Annotated in this window: 20 protein-coding genes; 19 read left to right on the forward strand and 1 reads right to left on the reverse strand. The window is 37.9% G+C overall.

What is annotated here, in order from left to right:
• Nucleotides 1–133 precede the first annotated feature (133 nt).
• From E3U55_RS11460 to E3U55_RS11490, 7 genes are all read left to right on the forward strand, one after another.
• On the forward strand, nt 134–1,819 hold the full coding sequence (locus tag E3U55_RS11460) for a peptide ABC transporter substrate-binding protein (protein ID WP_134340607.1): 1,686 nt from the start codon (nt 134–136) through the stop codon (nt 1,817–1,819).
• Nucleotides 1,820–2,101: 282 nt separating this feature from the next.
• Nucleotides 2,102–3,037: an ABC transporter permease gene (locus tag E3U55_RS11465; RefSeq protein ID WP_134340609.1), complete on the forward strand. Its 936-nt coding sequence runs from the start codon at nt 2,102–2,104 to the stop codon at nt 3,035–3,037.
• The gene (locus E3U55_RS11470) at nt 3,037–3,975 is read left to right on the forward strand and encodes an ABC transporter permease (protein WP_134340611.1); all 939 of its coding nucleotides are present in this window, start codon (nt 3,037–3,039) and stop codon (nt 3,973–3,975) included. The genes E3U55_RS11465 and E3U55_RS11470 overlap by 1 nt, the downstream gene beginning before the upstream one ends.
• A 14-nt stretch (nt 3,976–3,989) precedes the next feature.
• Nucleotides 3,990–5,024 (forward strand): ABC transporter ATP-binding protein, encoded by a 1,035-nt coding sequence (locus tag E3U55_RS11475; RefSeq protein ID WP_134340612.1) that lies wholly within the window; start codon nt 3,990–3,992, stop codon nt 5,022–5,024.
• Complete coding sequence (locus tag E3U55_RS11480) at nt 5,014–6,030, forward strand: ABC transporter ATP-binding protein (protein WP_134340614.1); 1,017 nt, start codon at nt 5,014–5,016, stop codon at nt 6,028–6,030. The genes E3U55_RS11475 and E3U55_RS11480 overlap by 11 nt, the downstream gene beginning before the upstream one ends.
• Before the next feature lie 154 nt (nt 6,031–6,184).
• A complete protein-coding gene (locus E3U55_RS11485) occupies nt 6,185–7,375 on the forward strand; it encodes a glycine C-acetyltransferase (protein WP_134340616.1) in 1,191 nt (396 codons plus the stop codon).
• 32 nt (nt 7,376–7,407) lie between these two features.
• Nucleotides 7,408–8,358: an L-threonine 3-dehydrogenase gene (locus E3U55_RS11490; protein WP_134340618.1), complete on the forward strand. Its 951-nt coding sequence runs from the start codon at nt 7,408–7,410 to the stop codon at nt 8,356–8,358.
• 192 nt (nt 8,359–8,550) lie between these two features.
• Here E3U55_RS11490 and E3U55_RS11495 read toward each other — a convergent pair whose 3' ends face one another.
• Nucleotides 8,551–9,030: a tetratricopeptide repeat protein gene (locus tag E3U55_RS11495; RefSeq protein WP_194840900.1), complete on the reverse strand. Its 480-nt coding sequence runs from the start codon at nt 9,028–9,030 to the stop codon at nt 8,551–8,553.
• Between the two features lie 364 nt (nt 9,031–9,394).
• Between E3U55_RS11495 and E3U55_RS11500 the strand changes: the two genes are divergently transcribed.
• From E3U55_RS11500 to E3U55_RS11555, 12 genes are all read left to right on the forward strand, one after another.
• Nucleotides 9,395–10,969: a BCCT family transporter gene (locus E3U55_RS11500; RefSeq protein ID WP_134340622.1), complete on the forward strand. Its 1,575-nt coding sequence runs from the start codon at nt 9,395–9,397 to the stop codon at nt 10,967–10,969.
• A 104-nt stretch (nt 10,970–11,073) separates the two neighbouring features.
• Nucleotides 11,074–11,607 (forward strand): acyl-CoA thioesterase, encoded by a 534-nt coding sequence (locus E3U55_RS11505; RefSeq protein WP_134340624.1) that lies wholly within the window; start codon nt 11,074–11,076, stop codon nt 11,605–11,607.
• A gap of 61 nt (nt 11,608–11,668) precedes the next feature.
• The gene (gene hutP, locus E3U55_RS11510; RefSeq protein WP_134340626.1) at nt 11,669–12,118 is read left to right on the forward strand and encodes a hut operon transcriptional regulator HutP; all 450 of its coding nucleotides are present in this window, start codon (nt 11,669–11,671) and stop codon (nt 12,116–12,118) included.
• A gap of 262 nt (nt 12,119–12,380) precedes the next feature.
• Nucleotides 12,381–13,856, forward strand: coding sequence for a histidine ammonia-lyase (hutH, locus tag E3U55_RS11515; protein ID WP_134340628.1), 1,476 nt, complete (start codon nt 12,381–12,383; stop codon nt 13,854–13,856).
• 42 nt (nt 13,857–13,898) lie between these two features.
• Entirely contained in the window at nt 13,899–15,563 is a 1,665-nt protein-coding gene (hutU, locus tag E3U55_RS11520; protein ID WP_134340630.1) for a urocanate hydratase, read from the forward strand.
• 188 nt (nt 15,564–15,751) lie between these two features.
• A complete protein-coding gene (gene hutI, locus E3U55_RS11525; protein WP_134340632.1) occupies nt 15,752–17,011 on the forward strand; it encodes an imidazolonepropionase in 1,260 nt (419 codons plus the stop codon).
• Entirely contained in the window at nt 17,004–17,951 is a 948-nt protein-coding gene (gene hutG / locus E3U55_RS11530) for a formimidoylglutamase (RefSeq protein WP_134340634.1), read from the forward strand. Before hutI ends, hutG begins: the two co-directional genes overlap by 8 nt.
• Before the next feature lie 106 nt (nt 17,952–18,057).
• Nucleotides 18,058–18,579, forward strand: a complete 522-nt coding sequence (locus E3U55_RS11535) for a hypothetical protein (protein ID WP_134340636.1) — start codon at nt 18,058–18,060, stop codon at nt 18,577–18,579.
• 103 nt (nt 18,580–18,682) lie between these two features.
• Nucleotides 18,683–18,865 carry an SE1832 family protein gene (locus E3U55_RS11540; RefSeq protein ID WP_134340637.1) on the forward strand — a complete coding sequence of 61 codons (183 nt, stop codon included), beginning with the start codon at nt 18,683–18,685 and terminating at the stop codon, nt 18,863–18,865.
• A gap of 261 nt (nt 18,866–19,126) precedes the next feature.
• Nucleotides 19,127–20,314 carry a glycosyltransferase family 4 protein gene (locus E3U55_RS11545; RefSeq protein WP_134340639.1) on the forward strand — a complete coding sequence of 396 codons (1,188 nt, stop codon included), beginning with the start codon at nt 19,127–19,129 and terminating at the stop codon, nt 20,312–20,314.
• A 17-nt stretch (nt 20,315–20,331) separates the two neighbouring features.
• A complete protein-coding gene (locus E3U55_RS11550) occupies nt 20,332–21,357 on the forward strand; it encodes a polysaccharide deacetylase family protein (RefSeq protein ID WP_194840901.1) in 1,026 nt (341 codons plus the stop codon).
• Complete coding sequence (locus E3U55_RS11555) at nt 21,332–22,582, forward strand: O-antigen ligase family protein (protein ID WP_134340640.1); 1,251 nt, start codon at nt 21,332–21,334, stop codon at nt 22,580–22,582. The genes E3U55_RS11550 and E3U55_RS11555 overlap by 26 nt, the downstream gene beginning before the upstream one ends.
• Nucleotides 22,583–22,594: the final 12 nt, after the last annotated feature.

Here is a 22,594-nt window from a genome sequence, read left to right on the forward strand (position 1 = left end):
AGTATGAAAAAATCAAAAAATATCAAAAAACATCTACAAGTTGTGACAATTTAATGTATAATAGCTAGTACAGGATTTAATTGAGTAGCCAAAGTTGCATAAATTTTCAAAATAATAGGGGGTAAAAAGTTACATGAAAAAATTCAACAAATTTCTGTTATTTTCTTTAATCGCTTCTCTAGTACTAGTACTAGCTGCATGTACTGGTGGCGATGATGAAGACACAGGAGATAACGGTGAAGAAACAGGCGAAGAAACAGGTGAAAACACTGGCGAAGATACAGGTGAAGAAGCTGGTGGAGATTCAGAGCAAGTACTAAATGTAAACATTAAAGAGGAGCCACCTTCTCTTAACCCTGGACTAGCATCTGATACAACTTCTAGTTCAGTATTAGATCAGGTATTTGAAGGTTTAACTCGTATTGGTCCTGATGGCCAACCAGTTAATGCAATGGCTGAGAAGATTGAAACATCTGATGACTTAACAACATACACTTTCACAATTCGTGAAGGCGCAACTTGGTCAAATGGCGATCCTGTAACTGCACAAAACTTTGAGTATGCTTGGAAATGGGTATTAAACCCAGAAAACGCTGAAACTGACTATGCGTATCAACTTTATTCAATTAAAAATGCTCAAAAGGCAAAAGCTGGAGAAGTTTCTCTAGATGAAGTTGGAATTACTGCTAAAGATGATAAAACATTAGTTGTTGAGCTAGAGCAGCCAACACCTTATTTCTTACATTTAACTGCATTCCACACATATTACCCGGTTAACCAAAACGTGGTTGAAGGAAATGATGAGTGGTTCACTGATGCAGGCGATACTTTCGTAACTAATGGTCCTTACAAATTAGAATCTTGGTCACACAAAGACAAGATTGTACTTAAGAAGAACGAAGACTATTGGGATGCAGAAAACGTATCAATTAAAACAATCAACATGTTCATGGTTGAAAACGAAGATACAGCTCTAAACATGTTTAACCAAGGTGAATTAGACTGGGTAGGTTCTCCATTTGACTCAGTACCATTAGCTTCTATTCCTACACTTAAGGAAGAGGGTAAGCTAAACATTTCACCACTAGCTGGTGTATACTACTATGCATTTAACGTAGATGAAGCACCATTTAACAATAAGAAAATTCGTAAAGCATTTGCTATGTCAATCAACCGTAAAGCAATTGTTGAAAATATCACTCAAGGTGGACAACTTCCAGCAATGGCACTTGTACCACCAACAATTTGGGAAGAAAATGAAGAAGGTTACTTCCAAGATAACAACGTAGAAGAAGCTAAAAAGTTATTACAAGAAGGTCTTGAAGAAGAAGGAATGGATGAGTTACCTCCAGTAACAATTCATTACAACACAAGTGAAGCTCACGCTGCTATCGCTCAGGCGATCCAAGATATGTGGAGACAAAACCTAGGAGTAGAAGTTGACCTTGCAAACGAAGAGTGGCAAGTATACCTAGATACAATGGGTAACGGTAACTTCCAAGTTGGTCGTATGGGTTGGTTAGCTGACTTTAACGATGCGATTAACTTCTTAGAGATTTTCCAAACAATTGGTGGTAACAACTACACTAATTGGGAAAATGAAGAGTATGCTTCTTTACTTGAAGAATCAAGAACAATTACTGATAAAGAAGAACGTACTTCTGTTCTAAAAGAAGCTGAACAAATCTTCATGGATGAACTACCAATTTCACCAATTTACTACTACACTAACGTTTACATTAAGAAAGACTACGTTAAAGATGTAAAACCTAGTGCAATGGGTAGTATCAACCTTAAATACGGTTCAATTGAAAAATAATTGAATAACGTTTTAACTTAAAAAGTGAATATTATATAGACACACATAATTATATGGGGGGCAGGTATATAGGAGCGATTCTATATACCTTCTCTCGTTATAAAGCAAAATTAACTAACTTTTCACACATCAAGAAATTGGCTCCTAAAGATTAAATAACAGTTGTTTAACTTATTTTTATATTGTCTTTATTGGGGTGAATGCTTCACCCTTTTTTAATGGCAAAATAGAGTTAATTTTTTGAATTTTGCTTGAAAAAAGTACAAAACGGAGGTGGAAGATTTGGGTAGATATCTCATACAGAGATTCGGATCAATGGTGGTGTCGTTATTCTTCATTGTCACAATCACTTTTATCTTGATGCAGTTAGCACCAGGTGGGCCATTCGCTTCTGAGAAAAAAATACCGCCAGAGATTGAACAACAAATGAACGAGAAATACGGTTTAAATGACCCACTTCATATCCAATATTTTAATTATCTTAAAGACGTTGCACAATGGGATTTTGGCCCGTCTTTTAAATACACAGGTCAAAGTGTAAACGATATCATTAACCGTAGTTTTGAATATTCTCTACTATTAGGTCTAGAATCTATATTCTTGGCTTTATCAATCGGTGTGTTTTTAGGGGTTATAGCTGCACTTAGACATAATACTTCTGTAGACTATACGGCTATGGTCATAGCAGTATTAGGGATTTCCGTTCCCAACTTTATATTGGCGGCTGCATTGCAGTACTTCTTTGCAATGAAGTTAGGAGTATTACCAGTTGCGCGATTTGACTCATTTCTGCACACGATCTTACCTGCTGTTGCATTAGCAACAACGCCAATGGCATTTATCGCAAGACTCATGCGTTCAAGCATGTTAGATGTTCTGAATTCTGATTATATTAAAACAGCAAAGGCAAAAGGTTTAAATGAAAGGGTTGTCACGTATCGTCATGCCCTAAGAAACGCTATTATGCCAGTTGTTTCTTACTTAGGGCCTTTAGTTGTAGCAATTTTAACAGGGAGTTTCGTTATTGAGGAAATTTTCGATATCCCTGGTCTAGGTGCAGAATTCGTTAACAGTGTAACAAACCGTGACTATACAGTAATCATGGGTACTACGGTATTCTTTAGTGCATTGTTACTTGTATCTATTTTATTAGTGGACTTACTATACACACTAATCGACCCTCGTATTAAGTTTGGTAAAGAAGGAGGGAAAAGCTAATGTCACAACCTGAACTAAATAGAGCAGAATTAGAACAAAGCGATTTTGAACCTTTAGTGAGGGATGAAGCCGAAGCTGAAAAAATTTCTGGTGAAAGCACTTCATATTGGCAGGATGCTTGGCGTCGCTTTAAAAAGAATAAGTTAGCTTTATTCGGAATGGGAGTCATTGTATTCTTAGGAATCATGTCATTTCTAGGTGGACCTATTTCCGGATATGATTATTATACAAATGACTATATGGTTACAAACAAAGCACCTAGTCTTGAGCATTGGTTTGGGACTGACCCTCTAGGTCGTGACATCTTTGCACGAACGTGGTATGGTGCGAAAATTTCATTATTTATCGGTATCATGGCTGCATTAATCGATGTAATTATCGGTGTAATCTGGGGTGCAATCGCAGGTTACTTTGGTGGTCGTACTGATGAAATTATGATGAGAATTGCAGATATTCTTTACAGTGTTCCTTATTTATTAGTGGTAATCCTTCTAATGGTTATTTTGCCACAAGGATTATGGACACTGATCTTGGCCATGACATTCACCGGTTGGATTAATATGGCGAGGATTGTTCGTGGACAAGTTATGCAATTAAGATCAGAGGAATATGTCTTAGCGGCTCGTACACTAGGTGCTAATAGTAATCGAATTATGTTTAGACACTTAGTTCCAAATACTTTAGGTCCAATTTTAGTTACCTTAACATTAACTATTCCGAACGCGATCTTCACAGAAGCATTCTTAAGCTATCTAGGATTAGGAGTACAAGCTCCACTAGCAAGTTGGGGTACGATGACCTCAGAAGCCATTAGTGCACTACAATATTATCCATTCCAATTATTCTTCCCAGCATTCTTTATCTGTTTAACTATGTTGGCATTTAACGTAATTGGTGATGGTATGCGAGACGCGTTAGACCCTAAAGCTCGTAAATAAAGGAGGGGAAAACCGTGAAAAAAGTTTTAGAAGTAAAAGATTTAAATGTCTTTTTTGATACGTATAAAGCTGAAGTACAAGCGGTTCGTGGCGTTTCTTTCGATTTGCATGAAAAAGAAACTTTAGCCATTGTCGGTGAATCCGGTTCTGGTAAAAGTGTAACGTCACAATCGATTATGAAATTAATACCAATGCCTCCTGGTAAATTTGCTGGAGGTTCAATAAAGTTTAATGGTGAGGAATTAATTGATAAATCCGAAAGACAAATGGAAGATATTCGTGGTAAAGAAATCAGTATGATCTTCCAGGATCCAATGACATCATTAAACCCAACGATGACAGTTGGTAAACAAATTGCAGAAAGTCTTATCAAACACCAAAACATGTCTAAAGCACAAGCACGTAAGCGTGGTTTAGAATTATTGGAATTGGTTGGTATACCTAATCCTGAGGCTCGTATAGATCAGTATCCTCACGAGTATTCTGGTGGTATGCGTCAAAGAGGAATGATTGCCATTGCATTAGCATGTAACCCGAAAGTGTTAATTGCCGATGAGCCAACAACAGCACTTGACGTAACCATCCAAGCACAGATTTTAGACTTAATGCGCGATCTACAGGATAAGGTAAATACGTCAATCATTTTAATTACACACGACTTAGGTGTAGTTGCGAATGCGGCACACCGTGTTGCTGTTATGTATGGTGGTAAAATTATTGAAACGGGTACAGTTGATGAAATTTTCTATAACCCGACGCACCCATATACTTGGGGTCTATTAGGTTCAATGCCAGACCTTGAAGGTGATAGTGATGAGGAATTACAAGCTATTCCTGGTACACCACCGGATCTAGCTGATCCTCCAAAAGGCTGTCCTTTTGCTGCGCGTTGTCCTTACGCTATGAAAGTATGTGAAAACCATATGCCAGACTACTTTGAGCTATCAGATACTCAGAAAAGTGCCTGCTGGTTATTGGATGAACGTTCACCTAAGGTAGAACCACCTGAATCTGCAAAAGTAGGAGGTTCGAAACGAGATGAGCAATAATAAAGAAAAACTTTTAGAAATAAAAAATCTAAAGAAACATTTCAATGTTGGCCGTAAAGCGACATTAAAAGCTGTTGATGGGATTAACTTTGATATCTATAAAGGTGAAACTTTTGGTTTAGTAGGTGAATCTGGTTGTGGTAAATCAACAGCTGGACGAACTGTTTTACGCCTTTATGAAGCTACTGATGGCGAAGTAGTTTTTAACGGTCAAAATGTTCACAGCAAAAAATCTGGTAAAGATACTAAAGAGTTAAGCAGAAAAATGCAGATGATCTTCCAGGACCCTTATGCATCTTTAAACCCACGTATGACGGTTAAAGATATAATTGCAGAAGGTATCGATATTCATGGCTTAGCTAAGAATAAAAAAGAGCGTGAAGAAACGGTTATTGAACTGCTAGAAACTGTTGGACTAAATAAAGAGCACGCTAACCGCTACCCTCACGAATTCAGTGGTGGTCAGCGTCAGCGTATTGGTATTGCCCGTGCTCTAGCGTTAGATCCAGACTTTATCGTAGCAGATGAGCCAATTTCGGCTCTAGACGTTTCAATCCAGGCACAGGTAGTAAACTTAATGAAACGTCTACAGAAAGAAAGAGATTTAACTTATTTATTCATCGCACACGATTTAGCTATGGTTAAGCACATCAGTGACCGTGTAGGTGTTATGTATCTAGGGCGCATGATGGAATTAGCTTCTAGTGACGACCTATATAAGAACCCATTACACCCTTATACACGTGCGTTACTAAGTGCGATTCCTGTAAGTGATCCGGATGTAGAAAAAAACCGTGAACGTGTAATCCTTGAAGGCGATGTGCCAAGCCCGACAGATCCTCCAAGCGGTTGTCCATTTAGAACAAGATGTCCACTTGCACAGGATGTTTGTGCAGAAGTCGTTCCTGAATGGATTGAACATGAGAAAGGTCACCACGTAGCGTGTCACGCTTATGATGAACGCTTTAGTGAACGGTTTGACGCTGCAAGAGAAGCAATGTCTTAATAATAACCAAGAGCCTAATAGGGTTCTTGGTTTTTTACATAATAAGTTTTATTGAGACAAAATAGAAAAAAACAGGCTAAATTTCTTTCTTTGTGTAAAAAATGTTATCATAGAGTGGGTTTCAATATTTAACGTATTTTTAGGAGGTAAAGAAATGCCAAGTGAAACGTTAAATCAATTTTTAAATGACAATTTACAAGAATTAAAAGACCAAGGTCTATACAACGAAATTAATGTAGTTGAAGGTCCGAATGGTCCAAGAATTACGATTGATGGGAAAGAATTAATTAACCTATCATCAAACAACTATTTAGGGTTAGCAACAGATGATCGATTAAAAGAAGTAGCAAAAGACGCTGTTGATTCACATGGCGTTGGCGCTGGTGCAGTTCGTACAATTAACGGTACACTCGACTTACACGTAAAATTAGAAGAAAAGATTGCAGAATTCAAAGGGACTGAATCAGCCATTGCTTATCAGTCTGGTTTTAACTGTAATATGGCAGCGATTTCAGCCGTAATGGACAAGAACGATGCGATACTATCAGACGAGCTTAACCACGCTTCAATCATTGATGGTTGCCGCCTGTCTAAAGCAAAAATTCTAAGGTTTAATCACTCCGATATGGATGACCTTCGTCAAAAGGCAAAAGAAGCTAAAGAATCAGGTCAATATAATAAAATTATGATTATTACTGATGGTGTCTTCTCAATGGATGGAGATATAGCAAAACTTCCTGAAATTGTTGAGATTGCTAAAGAATTTGATTTAATTACGTATGTTGACGATGCACACGGCTCTGGCGTTTTAGGTAAAGGTGCTGGTACAGTTAAACATTTTGGGTTACAAAATGATATCGATTTCCAAATGGGGACATTATCAAAAGCTATTGGTGTAGTTGGTGGCTATGTAGCTGGTAAACAAAATTTGATTGACTGGTTAAAAGTCCGCTCTCGCCCGTTCCTATTCTCTACATCTTTATCACCTGCTGATGTAACAGCTTGTACTAAAGCAATTGATTTATTGATGGAATCAACTGAACTTCACGATCGTATGTGGGAAAACGGTGACTACTTGAAGAAGGGTTTAAAAGAGCTTGGATTTGATATTGGTGACAGTGAAACACCAATCACACCTTGTGTCATAGGTGAGGAAAAAGCAACACAAGAGTTTAGTAAACGACTATTTGATGAAGGTGTTTATGCTAAATCGATCGTATTCCCAACAGTTCCTAAAGGCTCTGGTCGTGTTCGTAATATGCCAACAGCTGCTCATACTAAAGAAATGTTAGATGAGGCGCTGGCTATTTACGAAAAAGTCGGTAAAGACATGGGTCTTATATAGAATTGAATGAAGGGGAATGGAGGAAAACACCGATGAACAAGATTCTCATAACAGGAGCACTTGGTCAAATTGGATCTGAATTAACAATGGCTTTACGTGAAAAATACGGCAAAAACAATGTCATCGCTACAGATATTCGCGAGGCAGATAGTCCAGTTGTGACACAAGGCCCATTTGAAATATTAGATGTACAAGATTATGACAAAATGCTTGATTTGGCTAAAAACTATGAAGTCGATACGATTATGCATTTAGCAGCATTATTATCAGCTAAGGCTGAAAATAATCCGAAGTTTGCTTGGGACCTAAACATGGGTGGTTTAGTAAATGCGCTTGAGGTTGCCAGAGAATTAGAATTACAATTCTTTACCCCAAGTTCAATTGGTGCATTTGGTCCATCAACGCCTAAAAAGGATACACCTCAAGATACCATTCAACGCCCTACTACAATGTATGGTGTGAACAAAGTATCTGGAGAACTTTTATGTGATTACTACTATTCTCGTTTTGGCGTCGATACACGTGGCGTGCGTTTCCCAGGCTTAATTTCGTATGTAACTGAACCAGGTGGCGGAACAACGGATTATGCTGTTGAAATATATTACGAAGCTTTAAAAAATAAATCTTATACCTCTTACATTGCAGAAGGTACGTATATGGACATGATGTACATGCCTGATGCCATCAATGCGATTATTCAATTGATGGAAGCTGATGGGGATAAGTTAGAACATCGTAACGCATTTAATGTAACAGCGATGAGCGCAGCTCCAGAAGATTTTGAAAAAGCCATCCAAAAGCAAATTCCAGATTTTGAATTAAGCTATGACGTCGATTCAGTTCGTCAAAAGATTGCTGACAGCTGGCCGGATTCTATTGATGCTGATTGCGCATCAAAGGAATGGGGCTTTAAGCCAGAATTTGATATCGATAAAATGACAGAAGATATGTTAGATAAACTAAAGACAAAGTTGGGCCAATAACGCCCAACTTTTTTTCATTGTGTATAAGTAAAATCAGAAAAATTAAGTCAATGGTTAAACGAAAGGCGGCGACTCCTGCGGGAACAGCGCGAGCCGAAAATCACGCAAAACGAACGGCAGTGAGTTTTGGGAAGTTGAGGCCGTGCCCGCGGAAAGCGTCCGCCTGTATCTTCTAAAAATTAACATCTCAAATTAATTAAAGACCTCATCCAGTCGACTCGAATAAAACTCTAATGCTCGACTATAAGCTTTAATCGATTCATCATCCGTTGTTTCTAATAACTTTGTCATCAAAAATTCCATGGCTAAATCTGTATCATCTAAATTATATAACGTCATAGCAAAAAAGATGTAAAATGCATTGTAGTCAGGATACTCGCTCATGCCGATTTCTAACGTTTCACGAGCCAGTTCATATAATCCAACTGCACGATAGCTGCTTCCCAGACATAAAAGTGCTTCTCTTCGGTCTTCTAGATTTAGATCATGTTCCAGTGCTTGTTTGTAAAACGAAATGGCTTGTGGTGCCATATCCTGTTGGTCATGAATATATGCTGTTTGTAATAATATATCAGGGTCATGAGGGTGATCTTCCAATAAGGATAATGCTAACTTCCTTGCTTCATCTAATTGATTAGCTTGCCTTAAGCTTTTTAGTTTATCTACATCCATTGTTTTGCTCCTTTTTTTACATTCATTCTCAATCATATTGTATAGGTCAATTTCATACGAGGCAAACTAAAATCGATTACGCATGTTCAAAACAATTTACTTAGAGTTCCTAAATTTTCTGTATGTATTCATTTACGTTAAAATTTTATTAAATTTATTAGAAATAATAGACTAAACTATCTAATACTTACGCATTGGTATCAAATCCTCTTACATGTTACGAATTTCTGTTTTGACTATTTTCCGACAATTAACTACAATTTTCTTTGTGATAAAAAATTCCAAGGAGGAGTTTCATATATAAGTGTAAGTTGAATTTTCAAGATAGTGTCTAGATTTGTTTAAAATTATTAGGAGGAAAACAATGAAAATTAAAGAAAAGTATCATTCCGATGATTACCTGGGCAAGGGTGTCCAGAAGACCTCTTTATTTATAAGTGGTGGATTTTTGATCTTATTTTTTCTATTAGCATTTTTAACACCAGAATTTACTTCAAAAGTTGTAAATGACTCATTTAACTGGTCAGCTAAGTGGTTTGGTTTGTTCTGGCAGTTATTAATGTTAGCGACCTTAATTGTAGGTCTAATCTTAATGTTTACTCGATACGGTCGAGTGAAGTTAGGTAAGCAGGAAAAACCTCATTTTTCTAACTTCCGTTGGATTGCCATGATCCTTACTACATTATTGGCAAGTGGTGGTGTGTTCTGGGCTGCAAGTGAGCCGATGTCACACTATATGACAACCCCGCCTTTATTTAGTGCAGAAAACTTAAGTGCATGGGACCGCGCAGTTCCAGGAATGGCGCAAGCCTTTTTCCACTGGGGATTCTCTGCATGGGCTGTTTTAGGTACGGTTGCAACGATTGTATTAATGTATGCGCATTACCATAAAGGCATGCCGCTTAAACCAAGAACTATTCTTTATCCACTTGTTGGAGATAAAATCTTTAAGCGTTATAACCCATTAGGTTTAACAGCTGATGTGACATCAATTATTGCAGTTGCAGCAGGTACGATTGGTGCGATTGGATTTTTAGGTTTACAGGCAGCTTACGCATTTGAACAAATCTTTGGTGTTCCAAGTACACTGTTTATGCAGATTATGTTCATCGTTATTCTAATTGGAATCGCAACGATTTCTGCAGTAACAGGTGTAGATAAAGGGATTCAGATTTTAAGTCGTGTTAACGTGAGTTTCGCTGTTATTTTAATGATTATTATTATGATTGTTGGACCAACACTATTTATTCTAGATATATTTGTAGCAGCGGAAGCATTTCAACTTCAAAACTACCTTATGATGAGTTTAACTCGTGGTGACCAGGCTTGGTTAGCATGGTGGACAGTCTTTTTCTGGGGTTGGTTTATCGGTTTCGGTCCGATGATGTCGATCTTTATTGCTCGTATTTCGAGAGGACGTACGATTCGTGAATTAATTGTAGCTGTTGCGATTATCTCTCCAATTGTCAGTAACTTATGGTTCGCTACTCTTGGTGGATCAGGTGTGAAGTTCGAAATGGAGAATGAAGGGTTAATTTCCGGTCCGCTGGGTGATGTAGGACAGGAAGCCGCAGTTATGGCCATTTTAAATCAATTGCCAATGAGTGATTTATTTGCCTTCGCATTCTTGATTATAACGGTTATTTTCGTTGCAACAACAGCCGACTCAATGTCATATGCATCAGCTGTTGCGGTGACGGGTAATGATGATCCGAGTAAATATATTCGAGTATTCTGGGCATTAATTTTCGGTGCCGTAGCCGTTGCATTATTAACATTAGGTGAAGGTAGTATCAGCTTATTACAAAGCTTTATTGTTGTATCTGCTGTACCTGTATCCCTATTACTGCTTCCACCGATTTGGGATTCTGTTAAAATCGCTAACAAACTGGCGATTGAGCAAGGTGTTAAACGTAAAGAAGATCGTGACGAAATATAAAATGAAAAACAATGACGTCTATATGGCGTCATTGTTTTTATATAGGATTAAGGAATTATATGAGTGGTATAATATAATTAGAAACTATGTAAAGAGGTGAAGCCATGAAAGCAAAACCTTGTATCAATTCATTAACTGTAAAAAATTCACACGTCTTACCCCCAGATACCAACAGTCACGGAACTTTATTCGGGGGTAAATTAATGGCTTATGTTGATGATGTAGCTGCGATTGCAGCCACTCGACATGCTCGTATGCCAGTTGTTACTGCATCAACTGATTCGGTTGACTTTTTGAATCCAGTTAAAGAAGGTAATACGATCTGCTTAGAAGCCTATGTCACGTATACACACAGAACGTCAATGGAGATTTTCGTTAAAGCAATTACGGAAAACTTAATTACAGGTGAAAGGCAAGTATGTACAACGGCGTTTTTAACAATGGTTGCTTTAGATGAAGAAGGTAAACCAACAGAGGTCCCGCCTGTGCTTCCTGAATCGGAAGAGGAAAAATGGCTACATGCTGGTGCCGCTAAACGTGCAGAGTATCGTCGTAATCGCAGGAAAGAGTCAAAAGAATTGGCTGAACGTTTTGGAGCAAGTTTTCCTTGGGATCCAACAACAAATCAAAAAGCGTAATTGACAATTGGTCAAGTAAGATTTACAATTTAATTATGAAGGAAATTGTTGGTGTTACTACATGAATAAAACAATACAATCGGGGATTGGTAAGTCCGCACTACAGTTAGTGCTAGCCAATAGTCATGAGATAGAAGATACCAAAACTCGAGTCATTGAGTCTGATTATTCTTTTTGTACAGGTAAAACAGGTTCAATGGATATGCAAAAAGTTGTCTCGGCGATTGAGACAGCAGCGAAACGAAATGAAATTATTGATGAAACCCTTTATCGGGAAATGCATGCACTCTATCATGCAATTCTCGAAGCTTTAGAAGGCGTGACTCGCGGGCAGGTTCTGCTTGGAGATGTCATGCGTACGGTTGGCTTACGTTTCAGCGTTGTACGAGGTCGTCCGTATGAAAATGAAGCAGAAGGTGAATGGATTGCCGTCGCATTGTACGGAACAATCGGCGCTCCGATACGTGGATTGGAGCATGAAACTACGGGATTAGGCATTAATCACATATAATAAAATCGCCCAGAGTTATTAGTGGTGAGGGGGCTGATTCTCAGACGTAGACTGAGGATTGGCCCCTTTTTTTGTCTTCAAAGAAAAAACAGTAATTTCTCATAGCAAGGTAAATTCTTCTTATAGAAAGATAAAAAGTTCTCATAGAAAATCAATAATTTCTCATAGGGGCAAGTAAAGTTCTCGTAGCATAAATGAAAGTTCTCATAGCAATTCGAATTTTTCTTATAGAGAGATAAAATATTCTTATAAAGGGAGTGGCATGATGGAATTGAATGGCTTAGACCTTAATTTAGAAAAAATCAAACGTGTTGTATATAATTTTGAAAACGTTTCCATATCAGAAGAAAGTCTAAATGACGTTAAAAAAAGCCGAGCAACTGTAGAAGAATATTTAGATGACCACCAAATCATATATGGTATTAATACTGGCTTTGGAAAGTTTAGTGATGTAGAAATTGAAGCAGAAGATCTTGATGAACTTCAATATAACTTAATTTTATCGCACGCTTGTGGGGTTGGTGAGCCATTCTCAGAATCTGTTAGTCGTGCAATGATTTTATTAAGAGCAAATGCTTTATTAAAAGGTTTCTCCGGCGTGCGTCCAGTTATTGTAGAGAGGCTGATTGATTTATTAAACCACCGTATACATCCAGTAATCCCACAACAAGGTTCTCTAGGAGCAAGTGGGGATTTAGCGCCATTAGCTCACCTCGCCTTAGTTTTATTAGGTGAAGGAGAAGTGTTCTATAAAGGTGAAAAAATGCCTTCTGCTGAGGCTTTAAATCAGGCAAAAATAGAACCTATTCAGTTAAAAGCTAAGGAAGGGCTTGCTCTGATTAACGGTACACAGGCGATGACTGCAGTGGGTGTCCTGGCATACATAGAAGCAGAACAAGTTTTAACTTATTCAGAAAAAATTGCAGCGATGACCATGGAAGGGCTGCAAGGAATCATATGTGCTTTTGACGATTTGATCCATAATGCAAGAGGACATATAGAACAACGAGAAGTTGCAGAACGTATAAGAGGCTACTTACAAGATAGTAAGCTTGTCACTAAGCAAGGAGAAAAAAGAGTCCAGGATGCTTATTCCCTGCGTTGTATCCCACAAGTCCTTGGGGCGTCATGGCAGACATTAAAATACGTAAAAGAAAAATTAGAAACAGAAATTAATGCAGCTACAGATAACCCACTGATTTTTTCAGATGAAGGAAAAGTGTTATCGGGTGGGAATTTTCATGGTCAGCCTATAGCCATTGCGATGGACTTACTCAAGATTGGTATGGCTGAAGTGGCAAACATGTCAGAGCGCCGCATCGAGCGACTCGTAAATCCACAGCTTAATGATTTACCACCATTTTTAAGTCCCGAACCTGGTTTGCAATCGGGTGCCATGATCATGCAATATACTGCTGCCTCACTTGTTTCAGAAAATAAAACCTTAGCTCACCCAGCGAGTGTTGATTCTATACCTTCATCAGCAAACCAGGAGGATCACGTAAGCATGGGGACCATTGGGGCTCGCCATGCTTCGCAAATTATAGAAAATGTGAGACGTGTGATCTCTATCGAGCTTATTTGTGCGATGCAAGCGGCCGAACTGCGTGGAACAGATTTAATGGCTGATGCAACATCTAAACTGTATCACGAAGTAAGGTCAGTTTGTCCAAGTATTAAGAAGGACAGAGCATTTTCGAAGGACATTGAGAACGTGCAGGAATGGATTAAAGTTTAATATTTTCACATATATTTTTAACTAAAAAGGGAGGAACCATGTATGTCTAAAGAAGTAAAAACAATCCGTGCACCAAGAGGTACAGAACTAAATACAAAAGGGTGGGTTCAAGAAGCAGCTTTACGAATGCTGATGAATAACCTGGATCCCGAGGTTGCTGAAAATCCGGATGAACTAGTGGTTTATGGAGGTATTGGGAAAGCAGCCCGTAACTGGGAGAGCTACGAAGCGATTGTAAATACATTGAAATTATTAGAAGAAGATGAAACGATGCTTGTGCAATCAGGTAAACCTGTTGCAGTGTTTAAGTCACACAAAGATGCGCCAAGAGTTCTTTTAGCGAATTCAAATCTGGTTCCGGCTTGGGCGAACTGGGATCATTTCCGTGAGCTTGAGAAAAAAGGCCTTATGATGTATGGGCAGATGACGGCGGGTAGCTGGATTTATATTGGAACTCAAGGGATATTACAAGGAACATATGAAACATTTGCTGAAGCGGCTCGTCAACATTTTGGTGGTTCGCTTCAAGGTACGCTAACTGTGACAGCGGGTCTTGGTGGAATGGGTGGTGCCCAACCATTGGCAGTTACGATGAATGATGGTGTCGTGATTGCGATTGAGGTTGATGAAACACGAATTAAACGTCGTATTGAACATCGCTATTTAGATAAAATGGCTACGTCATTAGACGAGGCTTTAGAGATGGCTAATGAGGCTAAAGCTTCAGGAAAGCCATTATCCATCGGTCTGCTTGGAAACGCTGCAGAAATTTTACCTGAATTAGTTGAGCGTGGTGAAACGCCTGATTTAGTTACTGATCAAACATCGGCTCACGACCCATTAAACGGTTACTTGCCAGTGGGTTACTCAATGGAAAAAGGGGCAGAGATGCGCCAGTCAAATCCAGATGAGTACCTTAAAGACTCACGTTCTAGTATTAAAGCTCACGTACAGGCGATGCTCGATTTACAGAAAGCAGGAGCTGTAACGTTTGATTATGGAAACAACATCCGCCAAGAAGCTTATAATGAAGGATTGGAAAATGCTTTTGATTTTCCTGGATTCGTTCCAGCATTTATTCGCCCGCAGTTCTGTGAAGGTAAAGGACCTTTCCGCTGGGCAGCACTATCTGGAGACCCTGAAGACATTTACAAAATCGACGAAGTGTTGCTAAAAGAATTTGCTTACAACGAACACTTGTGTAAATGGATTCGCATGGCACGTGAAAAAGTGGCCTTTCAAGGACTGCCATCTCGTATTTGCTGGTTAGGATATGGAGAGCGAGCACGCTTTGGAAAAATCATTAATGAGATGGTGGCTAACGGAGAAATTTCAGCACCGGTTGTTATTGGCCGTGATCACTTAGATGCTGGATCTGTTGCTTCACCAAACCGTGAAACAGAATCGATGAAGGACGGAAGTGATGCAGTGGCAGACTGGCCAATTTTAAATGCGTTGATTAATTCAGTGAACGGTGCCAGCTGGGTATCTGTTCACCACGGTGGTGGTGTAGGTATGGGCTACTCACTACACGCCGGTATGGTTATCGTAGCAGATGGAACTGAGGATGCAGCTGAGCGTTTAGAACGCGTTCTGACATCTGACCCAGGCATGGGTGTGGCGCGTCATGTTGATGCAGGCTATGAATTAGCTGAAACAACGGCTCGTGAAAAAGGCGTACAAATCCCGATGTTGAATCAAGATTAATCAATACTAAATTAATTTTGCGAGTTATTGAGAAAAAGTGGCGAGTCGAAGTAGCTGTCCTGGCGAGTGACTGACCCCAAAACGGCGAGTGAGAACACTTCCCAAGTGGCGAGTCAACCACCCGTGTTGGCGCAGTGCCACTCTCAATTCGTCATTATCATTAAAAAAATCAACTTAGGAGGATACCGATGACACAATCAACTTTACTTTATAACATAGGGCAATTACTCACGATGGATCAATATGAAGGACCTGTTCGCGGAAAAGATATGGGGAACCTTGATGTGAAAGAAAATTACGCAGTGTTGATGAAAGACGGGAAGGTAGAGAAAATTGGACCAAGTGATGAATTAGCAGATACTCAAGCTGACGAAAAAATTGACTGTCAGGGGAAACTTGTGACACCAGGCCTTGTTGAGCCCCATACACATCTCGTGTTTGGTGGTTCTCGCGAGCACGAAATGGCCTTAAAACAACAAGGTGTTCCTTACTTAGAGATATTAAAACAGGGCGGAGGAATTTTATCAACTGTCCGTTCGACTCGTAAAGCTTCAGAAGAAGAACTTTATGAAAAAGCGATGTTTCATTTAAATCGCATGGCTTCATATGGTATTACAACGATGGAAGCAAAAAGTGGTTATGGCATGGACAAAGAAACAGAATTAAAACAGCTACGAGTGGCTAAAAAAGCCGGAGAAAACCATCCACTTGATTTAGTGTCTACGTTCTTAGGAGCACATGCGATTACAGAAGAATATAAAGAAAACCCTGAAGCATTATTAGATGAGATGGCATCTTTATTTGATCAAATAAAAGAAGAAGATTTAGCAGAGTTCGTAGATATTTTTACTGAAACAGGCGTATTTACCATTGAGCAATCCCGTCGTTATTTACAAAAAGCCAAAGATAAAGGCTTTGATTTAAAAATGCATGCCGATGAAATTGATCCATTAGGAGGCACGCAGCTTGCGGTTGAGCTTGGTGCGACTACAGGTGATCACTTAGCTGTTTCCACTGATGAAGGTATTAAACAGTTAGCTGAGTCAGATACCATTGGTGTACTTCTTCCAGGAACAATCTTTTACTTAGGCAAAGGGGAATTTGCTCGTGCTAGAAAAATGATTGAAGAAGGCGCAGCAATCGCAATTTCAACTGACTTTAACCCAGGTAGTAGTGTGACAGAAAACATTCAGCTGATTATGTCACTTGCAGCACTCAAAATGAAAATGACACCTGAGGAGATTTGGCATGCGGTTACGGTCAATGCTGCACATGCTATTAATCGTGGGGATGAAGCGGGTCAAATTAAAGTTGGACGTAAAGCTGATGTTGTGGTTTGGGACGCTACAAACTACCTATACATTCCTTATCACTATGGCGTTAATCATGTGAATACAGTCTTTAAAGCAGGTCAAAAGCTTTTCGAACGAGGTGATTTACTTGTCTAAGTTTTTAAGACCAGCTGGACAAGCAAAGTTCGTCGATCGTCATACGAAAAAAATGAATGAATTATTAGTCGCTAAAGAAGGTCATAATGGCCCAATCAAATATGGTTTAGTTGGGTCACCACTTTCTAAGCCATCGATTAGTCATTCTGGAGCATCATTCGCTCCGGGTACTATTCGTCAGGCAATGGCGAGTTATTCATCGTACTCGAATCATTCTAACCATGACTTTCGCGACCTTAGTATTGTAGATTTCGGTGATGTTTTAATGCAACCGACGGATGTGGTTGAATCTCAGGATCGCATCTATCAATCGGTATCAGATATTTTATCAAATCACGAGGTAGAAAACTTTATCATGTTTGGTGGGGATCATTCAGTTAGTTTTCCTGCTATAAAAGCTCACCATGAACAAGGGAAAACAGTAGGGGTTATTCAATTCGATGCCCACCATGACCTTAGAAACTTGGAAGATGGTGGTCCCACTAATGGCACACCTTTTCGCAGGTCTATCGAGAATGATGTTCTTAAAGGTGAGCATATCGTTCAGATCGGTATTCGAGACTTTACCAATGCTAAAGCCTATGCAGATTATGCTGAAGAACAAGGTGTGAAAGTTTACACGATGCAAGATGTCATGCGTGGCGACATTCATCAAATTATTCAAGAATCTATTGCTTACTTAACAAATAAAGTCGATCTTATATACCTGTCCGTAGATATGGATGTGCTCGATCAGGCCCACGCTCCTGGGTGCCCAGCCATTGGACCAGGCGGTATGGGTAGCTGGACACTTTTAGAAGCAGTGGAACAAGCAGCACAACATGAGAAGGTAAGGGCAATGGATATCGTGGAAATTGATCCGACTGTTGATATAAGAAACATGACGAGTCGTACAGCTAGTTTTGTATTGTTTTCTTATTTAAAAGGTAAGGAATTATAACTATGACGAAAATATAAATTTTTTAAAGGAATCTAGCTCGCCATGTCGAAATAGAATTATAGGAGTAATATACCATATCATAAGTTCTATAGGAGTGAGCCTTTAGATGAAAAAGCTAAATCGATGGATTCTCGGTTTATTCATAGTCATCATTGGCTTGGCGAGCTATCTAGTTGTCGAAGCGAATGGAAGCAGTGGTCAATTTATCAGCATGAGCCATTCTGGAGTTCAACATGATTTATTCGAAGAACATGAGGAAATTTACTTGGGTAAATGGTTGAAATGGACTGGTGAAGATTCTCCAGTAATTAAAAATGTAAATATTTATACTGATGATGGACAACTTTTAACAGAAAATCATCCAGAAATACGTATTAATACATATGTAGATGAAAGCCTTACAACTGGAGTAATCTATAACAAAGCGGATCATATGCAGTTGATTAGTAAATATAAAAAAGCTGAAAACTATCAACTAAAATCTAATGATATCATGCTGGTATTTGAAATTGACCTGCTTAACCCAACCTATCAATTCAATCTCGATCAATTTGAAATTGAATTCGAACTAAATGGGCGATTAAAGAAACAACAATTGATTATGAAAAACTTTATATTTCATCAGTAAGGTTGGGTAGAATATACCTGGCCTTTATTTTTTGACTAAAGTTTTACTTATTGTAAATCGTTCTAATTTTTCTTAAAATGTGAAGAAGAAAGGAGTTTTAATTTTGAAAAAAGCAGATGTACAAGCTCGAATAGATGAAGTGAAAATGGATTATATTCGTATCCAAGGAGATTTAGATAAATTAGAAGCAAATGGCGGTAACGTCACAATGCTCGAAAAAACATTATCACGATATGAAGAAGAATTAGCAGAACTGAGAAAACAGTTAGATCAGGCTGCTGAATAATAGTCGAAAGACCTGCCTCTTTTTAAGAGGTAAGGTCTTTTTTTATTTAACTTTCCTGCAACTCATCTAGTAAATTCCTTCAAAACTATCACTTCGATAAAAACATAAAATGATAAAGACCCTCCGTCCTGTAAAAATGACCAATTACATATTTTTATAGTCATAATCTTCAACCCTATTAATAAACTATGAATAACAATAATAAAAAGATAGATAGGCATAAAGCAAAAGCAGTGCATAAAAGATTAGGGGAGAGAATTTATGAGGTGTTTAATAGTTTCCAATACTGATCGAATGGTTCTGATGTTTTTTGTTCCACATATTAAGTTGCTTACGAAACTGGGGTATGAAGTGTCGCTTGCTGTACCAAAAACGGATACCTATATCCATCAATTGAAAGAACAGCTGCCCGATATTCCCATCCATCACATACCTTTTACTCGAAACCTTAATCCAGTAAAAAATATGAAAGCTTATAAATCCTTAAGAAATCTAATAAAAAAGCAAGACTTTGATTTGATTCATGTCCATACACCGATTGCTTCTTTTTTAACTCGAATGATTACACCAAAAGGACAAGCTTTAATTTATACCGCACATGGGTTTCATTTTCACGAAAATGGCTCAAAAATTAACAACCGTATTTATTATTTAGCTGAAAAATTTGCAGCTAAAAAAACATCTCAACTCATCGTCATTAATGAAGATGACCGAACACAAGCTACATCAATATTTCCGGATGAAAAAATTAACCACATTAAAGGTGTAGGAGTAGATGCATCTTATTTTAATCCTGAACATTTTTCAGAGGATGATAAGACAAAAATAAAACAATCGATGGGTATCCCAGAACAGTATCAAGTCATAACGCATGTTGCAGAATTCACCGATAATAAGCGGCAGAAGGATATTATTCTAGCTGCAGAAAAAATGAAAAGTTTAACTAAGGAATTTGTCATTTTGCTGGTGGGTGAAGGTCCAGGTAGAGATGAAATAAAAGCTGAAATAAGTAAAAGAAATTTGGACGAGCATGTGCGATGTACGGGGTTTCTGCATAATATTCATGAAGTGTTAAGTATTACGGATATTGGATTGCTTGTTTCGTTACGTGAGGGTCTTCCGAAATCCTTAATGGAAATGATGTCGATGGAAATACCAGTCGTAGCAACAGATATAAGGGGAAATCGGGATTTAGTTACCGATTGTGAACAAGGGTATTTAATCCCGCTTGAATCTCCAGATGATATTGAACTTTCTTGTCTTCAATTAATGCAAGATGAAAATCTAAGAAAATATTTAGGTAAACAAGGACGAGAGAAAATCTTAAAAGAATATGATTTGAATTTAATTTTAGGAGAATTACAAAACATCTACCAGTCGTTTAAGCCTCCTGTCGAAAATGAGTTAAATGTTCTTAAAAACAATAAAAAAATTAAAAGTGTACTATGAATGGTTTGAGGTGACTTATGAATAATGGAAAGTTCGTCATATCGCTTGATTTTGAATTGAATTGGGGTGTCCATGATTGTCTACCAGTTGAACAATATATAAACAATTTATTAGGGGTTAGAGCCGTTATTCCAATGGTTCTGGAACTTTTCTCAAAACATAATATTCACGCAACATGGGCGACGGTAGGTTTTCTATTTTTCTCGAATAAAAAAGATCTCTTAAAAGCTCTTCCTGTCGAGCAGCCAGCGTATGAGAATGAAAAATTATCATCCTATGCTCATTTAGAAAACGTAGGTTTTAACGAAGATGATGACCGGCTTCACTATGGTTCTGAGCTGATTGAATTAATTAAACGTCACGACAATCAAGAAATCGCCACACATACGTTTAGTCATTACTATTGTCTCGCTGAAGGTGCAACGTCACGTGCTTTTGAAGTAGATCTCCAGAAAGCTTTATATGTAGGTGAGCAAAACGGTGTATTGTTTAAATCTATTGTTTTTCCAAGAAACCAGATAGATCCTTCACATCTATCAATATGTGAAGCGAATGGGATACAAGCTTACCGTGGAAACCAGGACTGTTGGTTATATGATGTAACTACAAAAAAGGATCATATTTTTAAGAGACTTCTCAGGTTGGTGGATACCTATATCAACCTAACAGGCTCACACATCTATTCATGGGAAAGCTTAATCGATGGGTTTTCAATGGTTAATGTACCTGCTAGTCAATTTTTAAGGCCATTTTCAAGGAAACTAAAATGGCTGGAACCATTAAAAATAAGGCGCATCAAAAAAGGAATGACCAAAGCAGCTAAAACGGGTCAAATCTATCATCTATGGTGGCATCCTCATAACTTTGGGACCCAAATTAATCAAAACATGAAATTATTGAGCAAAATAATCTCACATTATAACGAATTAAATGCGAAGTATGGGTTTGAAAGCTGTTCAATGTCAGATATTAGTAACTATGCACTAACTGAATCTAATTATAAACGTGGTGTAAGTCATGATGTTAACAAGGAAAGCTATTGATTTTGGAGTTATTAGATTATTAGTATTTTTTATTCCATTTATGTTTTATATCAATTTGATTGTTCAATTGAATGTTTCTTTAGCTGATTTGTTTATGATGATCGTGCTCCTATGGTTTCTAATAGATCATGATAATCGAAAGATTCTGGCCGTTGTTATAAATAAGTATCACCTAATCTTGGTGTATATGCTATTACTTATCTATTTTTGTATTTTGAGTATGCTTAACTACATTACGAATACAACTATTGATTTCCCATATGGTGTCTCAGCCATTTTAAAACTATCAGTCAATTTTGTTTATATTACAATCTTCTTAGTTTACCTAGAGAAATATAAGGGTGAGATATTGAACACTATTTTGAAGTGGTGGAAGTATGTTGCGGTCATCATTTCACTTATATGTATAGGAAGTGTTTTTCTTTATAGTAATGGAAATGATTACGGACTGACATTAGACGGCCGAGCACAAGGTACGTTTAAAGATCCGAATTTAGCCGCTTTATATTTAATCGTCTCCTTTACGATCATTGCTCTATTAAATCTTTTTTCTAATAAAAAGACGAGTATTAGTTTGAGTATGGTAATTGTTTTAATCGCAATTTTAGTAACAGCATCTAGAGGTGGTATTTTAGGTATCTCTTTAGGTCTAATGTTAGTGATATTTCTCAGTTTTATAGCTGGGAGAGTAAAAGAATTGTTTTTGTTTTTAATCATGACTGTTCTCTGTTCAACGATCATTCTTTGGATCGACTCATCTTCGGATGTATTAAGCTTTGCTTTTGAAAGAGTGTCAGGAATAAGTGTTCAAGAGGAAGGTACGTCTTATCGGTTATTTTTGTGGCAATCTGCAATCAAAGTATGGGAAGCTAATCCAATCATTGGAGCAGGCATTGGCCAATTCTCGACTTACTCACATGAGATGTTTGGTTATACCATCTCACATATACCGCATAATACGTATTTATCATTTTTGTCCGAAACAGGATTGCTAGGCTTTATAGCTTTCATGTGGTTTCCGTTATTTTTAATTAGTGTTCTGGCCATTGGTTTAGTCAGTACGGGGGAGAAATTATATTTTTACGCTTTGCTCGGTTTTGTTGCAATAGCAATTCAAGCACTAACTATTAATATAGAAAACTTAAGATTTATTTGGATTTTTATAACGATTATCTTTTTCATCATAAAAAATGACCAAAAGCCACTAGTCGCAAAGGGACCTTGATAGGAGGGTGAG

It is taken from the genome of Filobacillus milosensis (assembly GCF_004402015.1).
In the GTDB taxonomy this organism is placed as follows: Bacteria; Bacillota; Bacilli; order Bacillales; family Alkalibacillaceae; genus Filobacillus; species Filobacillus milosensis.

What these genes read in the sequence shown, in the direction of transcription:
- E3U55_RS11460 (WP_134340607.1), top strand. Translation starts at nt 134, where the DNA reads ATGAAAAAATTCAACAAATTTCTGTTATTTTCTTTAATCGCTTCTCTA.
- E3U55_RS11470 (WP_134340611.1), top strand. Translation starts at nt 3,037, where the DNA reads ATGTCACAACCTGAACTAAATAGAGCAGAATTAGAACAAAGCGATTTT.
- E3U55_RS11480 (WP_134340614.1), top strand. Translation starts at nt 5,014, where the DNA reads ATGAGCAATAATAAAGAAAAACTTTTAGAAATAAAAAATCTAAAGAAA.
- E3U55_RS11485 (WP_134340616.1), top strand. Translation starts at nt 6,185, where the DNA reads ATGCCAAGTGAAACGTTAAATCAATTTTTAAATGACAATTTACAAGAA.
- E3U55_RS11490 (WP_134340618.1), top strand. Translation starts at nt 7,408, where the DNA reads ATGAACAAGATTCTCATAACAGGAGCACTTGGTCAAATTGGATCTGAA.
- E3U55_RS11495 (WP_194840900.1), bottom strand. Translation starts at nt 9,030, where the DNA reads ATGGATGTAGATAAACTAAAAAGCTTAAGGCAAGCTAATCAATTAGAT.
- E3U55_RS11500 (WP_134340622.1), top strand. Translation starts at nt 9,395, where the DNA reads ATGAAAATTAAAGAAAAGTATCATTCCGATGATTACCTGGGCAAGGGT.
- E3U55_RS11505 (WP_134340624.1), top strand. Translation starts at nt 11,074, where the DNA reads ATGAAAGCAAAACCTTGTATCAATTCATTAACTGTAAAAAATTCACAC.
- hutP (WP_134340626.1), top strand. Translation starts at nt 11,669, where the DNA reads ATGAATAAAACAATACAATCGGGGATTGGTAAGTCCGCACTACAGTTA.
- hutH (WP_134340628.1), top strand. Translation starts at nt 12,381, where the DNA reads ATGATGGAATTGAATGGCTTAGACCTTAATTTAGAAAAAATCAAACGT.
- hutU (WP_134340630.1), top strand. Translation starts at nt 13,899, where the DNA reads ATGTCTAAAGAAGTAAAAACAATCCGTGCACCAAGAGGTACAGAACTA.
- hutI (WP_134340632.1), top strand. Translation starts at nt 15,752, where the DNA reads ATGACACAATCAACTTTACTTTATAACATAGGGCAATTACTCACGATG.
- E3U55_RS11535 (WP_134340636.1), top strand. Translation starts at nt 18,058, where the DNA reads ATGAAAAAGCTAAATCGATGGATTCTCGGTTTATTCATAGTCATCATT.
- E3U55_RS11545 (WP_134340639.1), top strand. Translation starts at nt 19,127, where the DNA reads ATGAGGTGTTTAATAGTTTCCAATACTGATCGAATGGTTCTGATGTTT.
- E3U55_RS11550 (WP_194840901.1), top strand. Translation starts at nt 20,332, where the DNA reads ATGAATAATGGAAAGTTCGTCATATCGCTTGATTTTGAATTGAATTGG.
- E3U55_RS11555 (WP_134340640.1), top strand. Translation starts at nt 21,332, where the DNA reads ATGATGTTAACAAGGAAAGCTATTGATTTTGGAGTTATTAGATTATTA.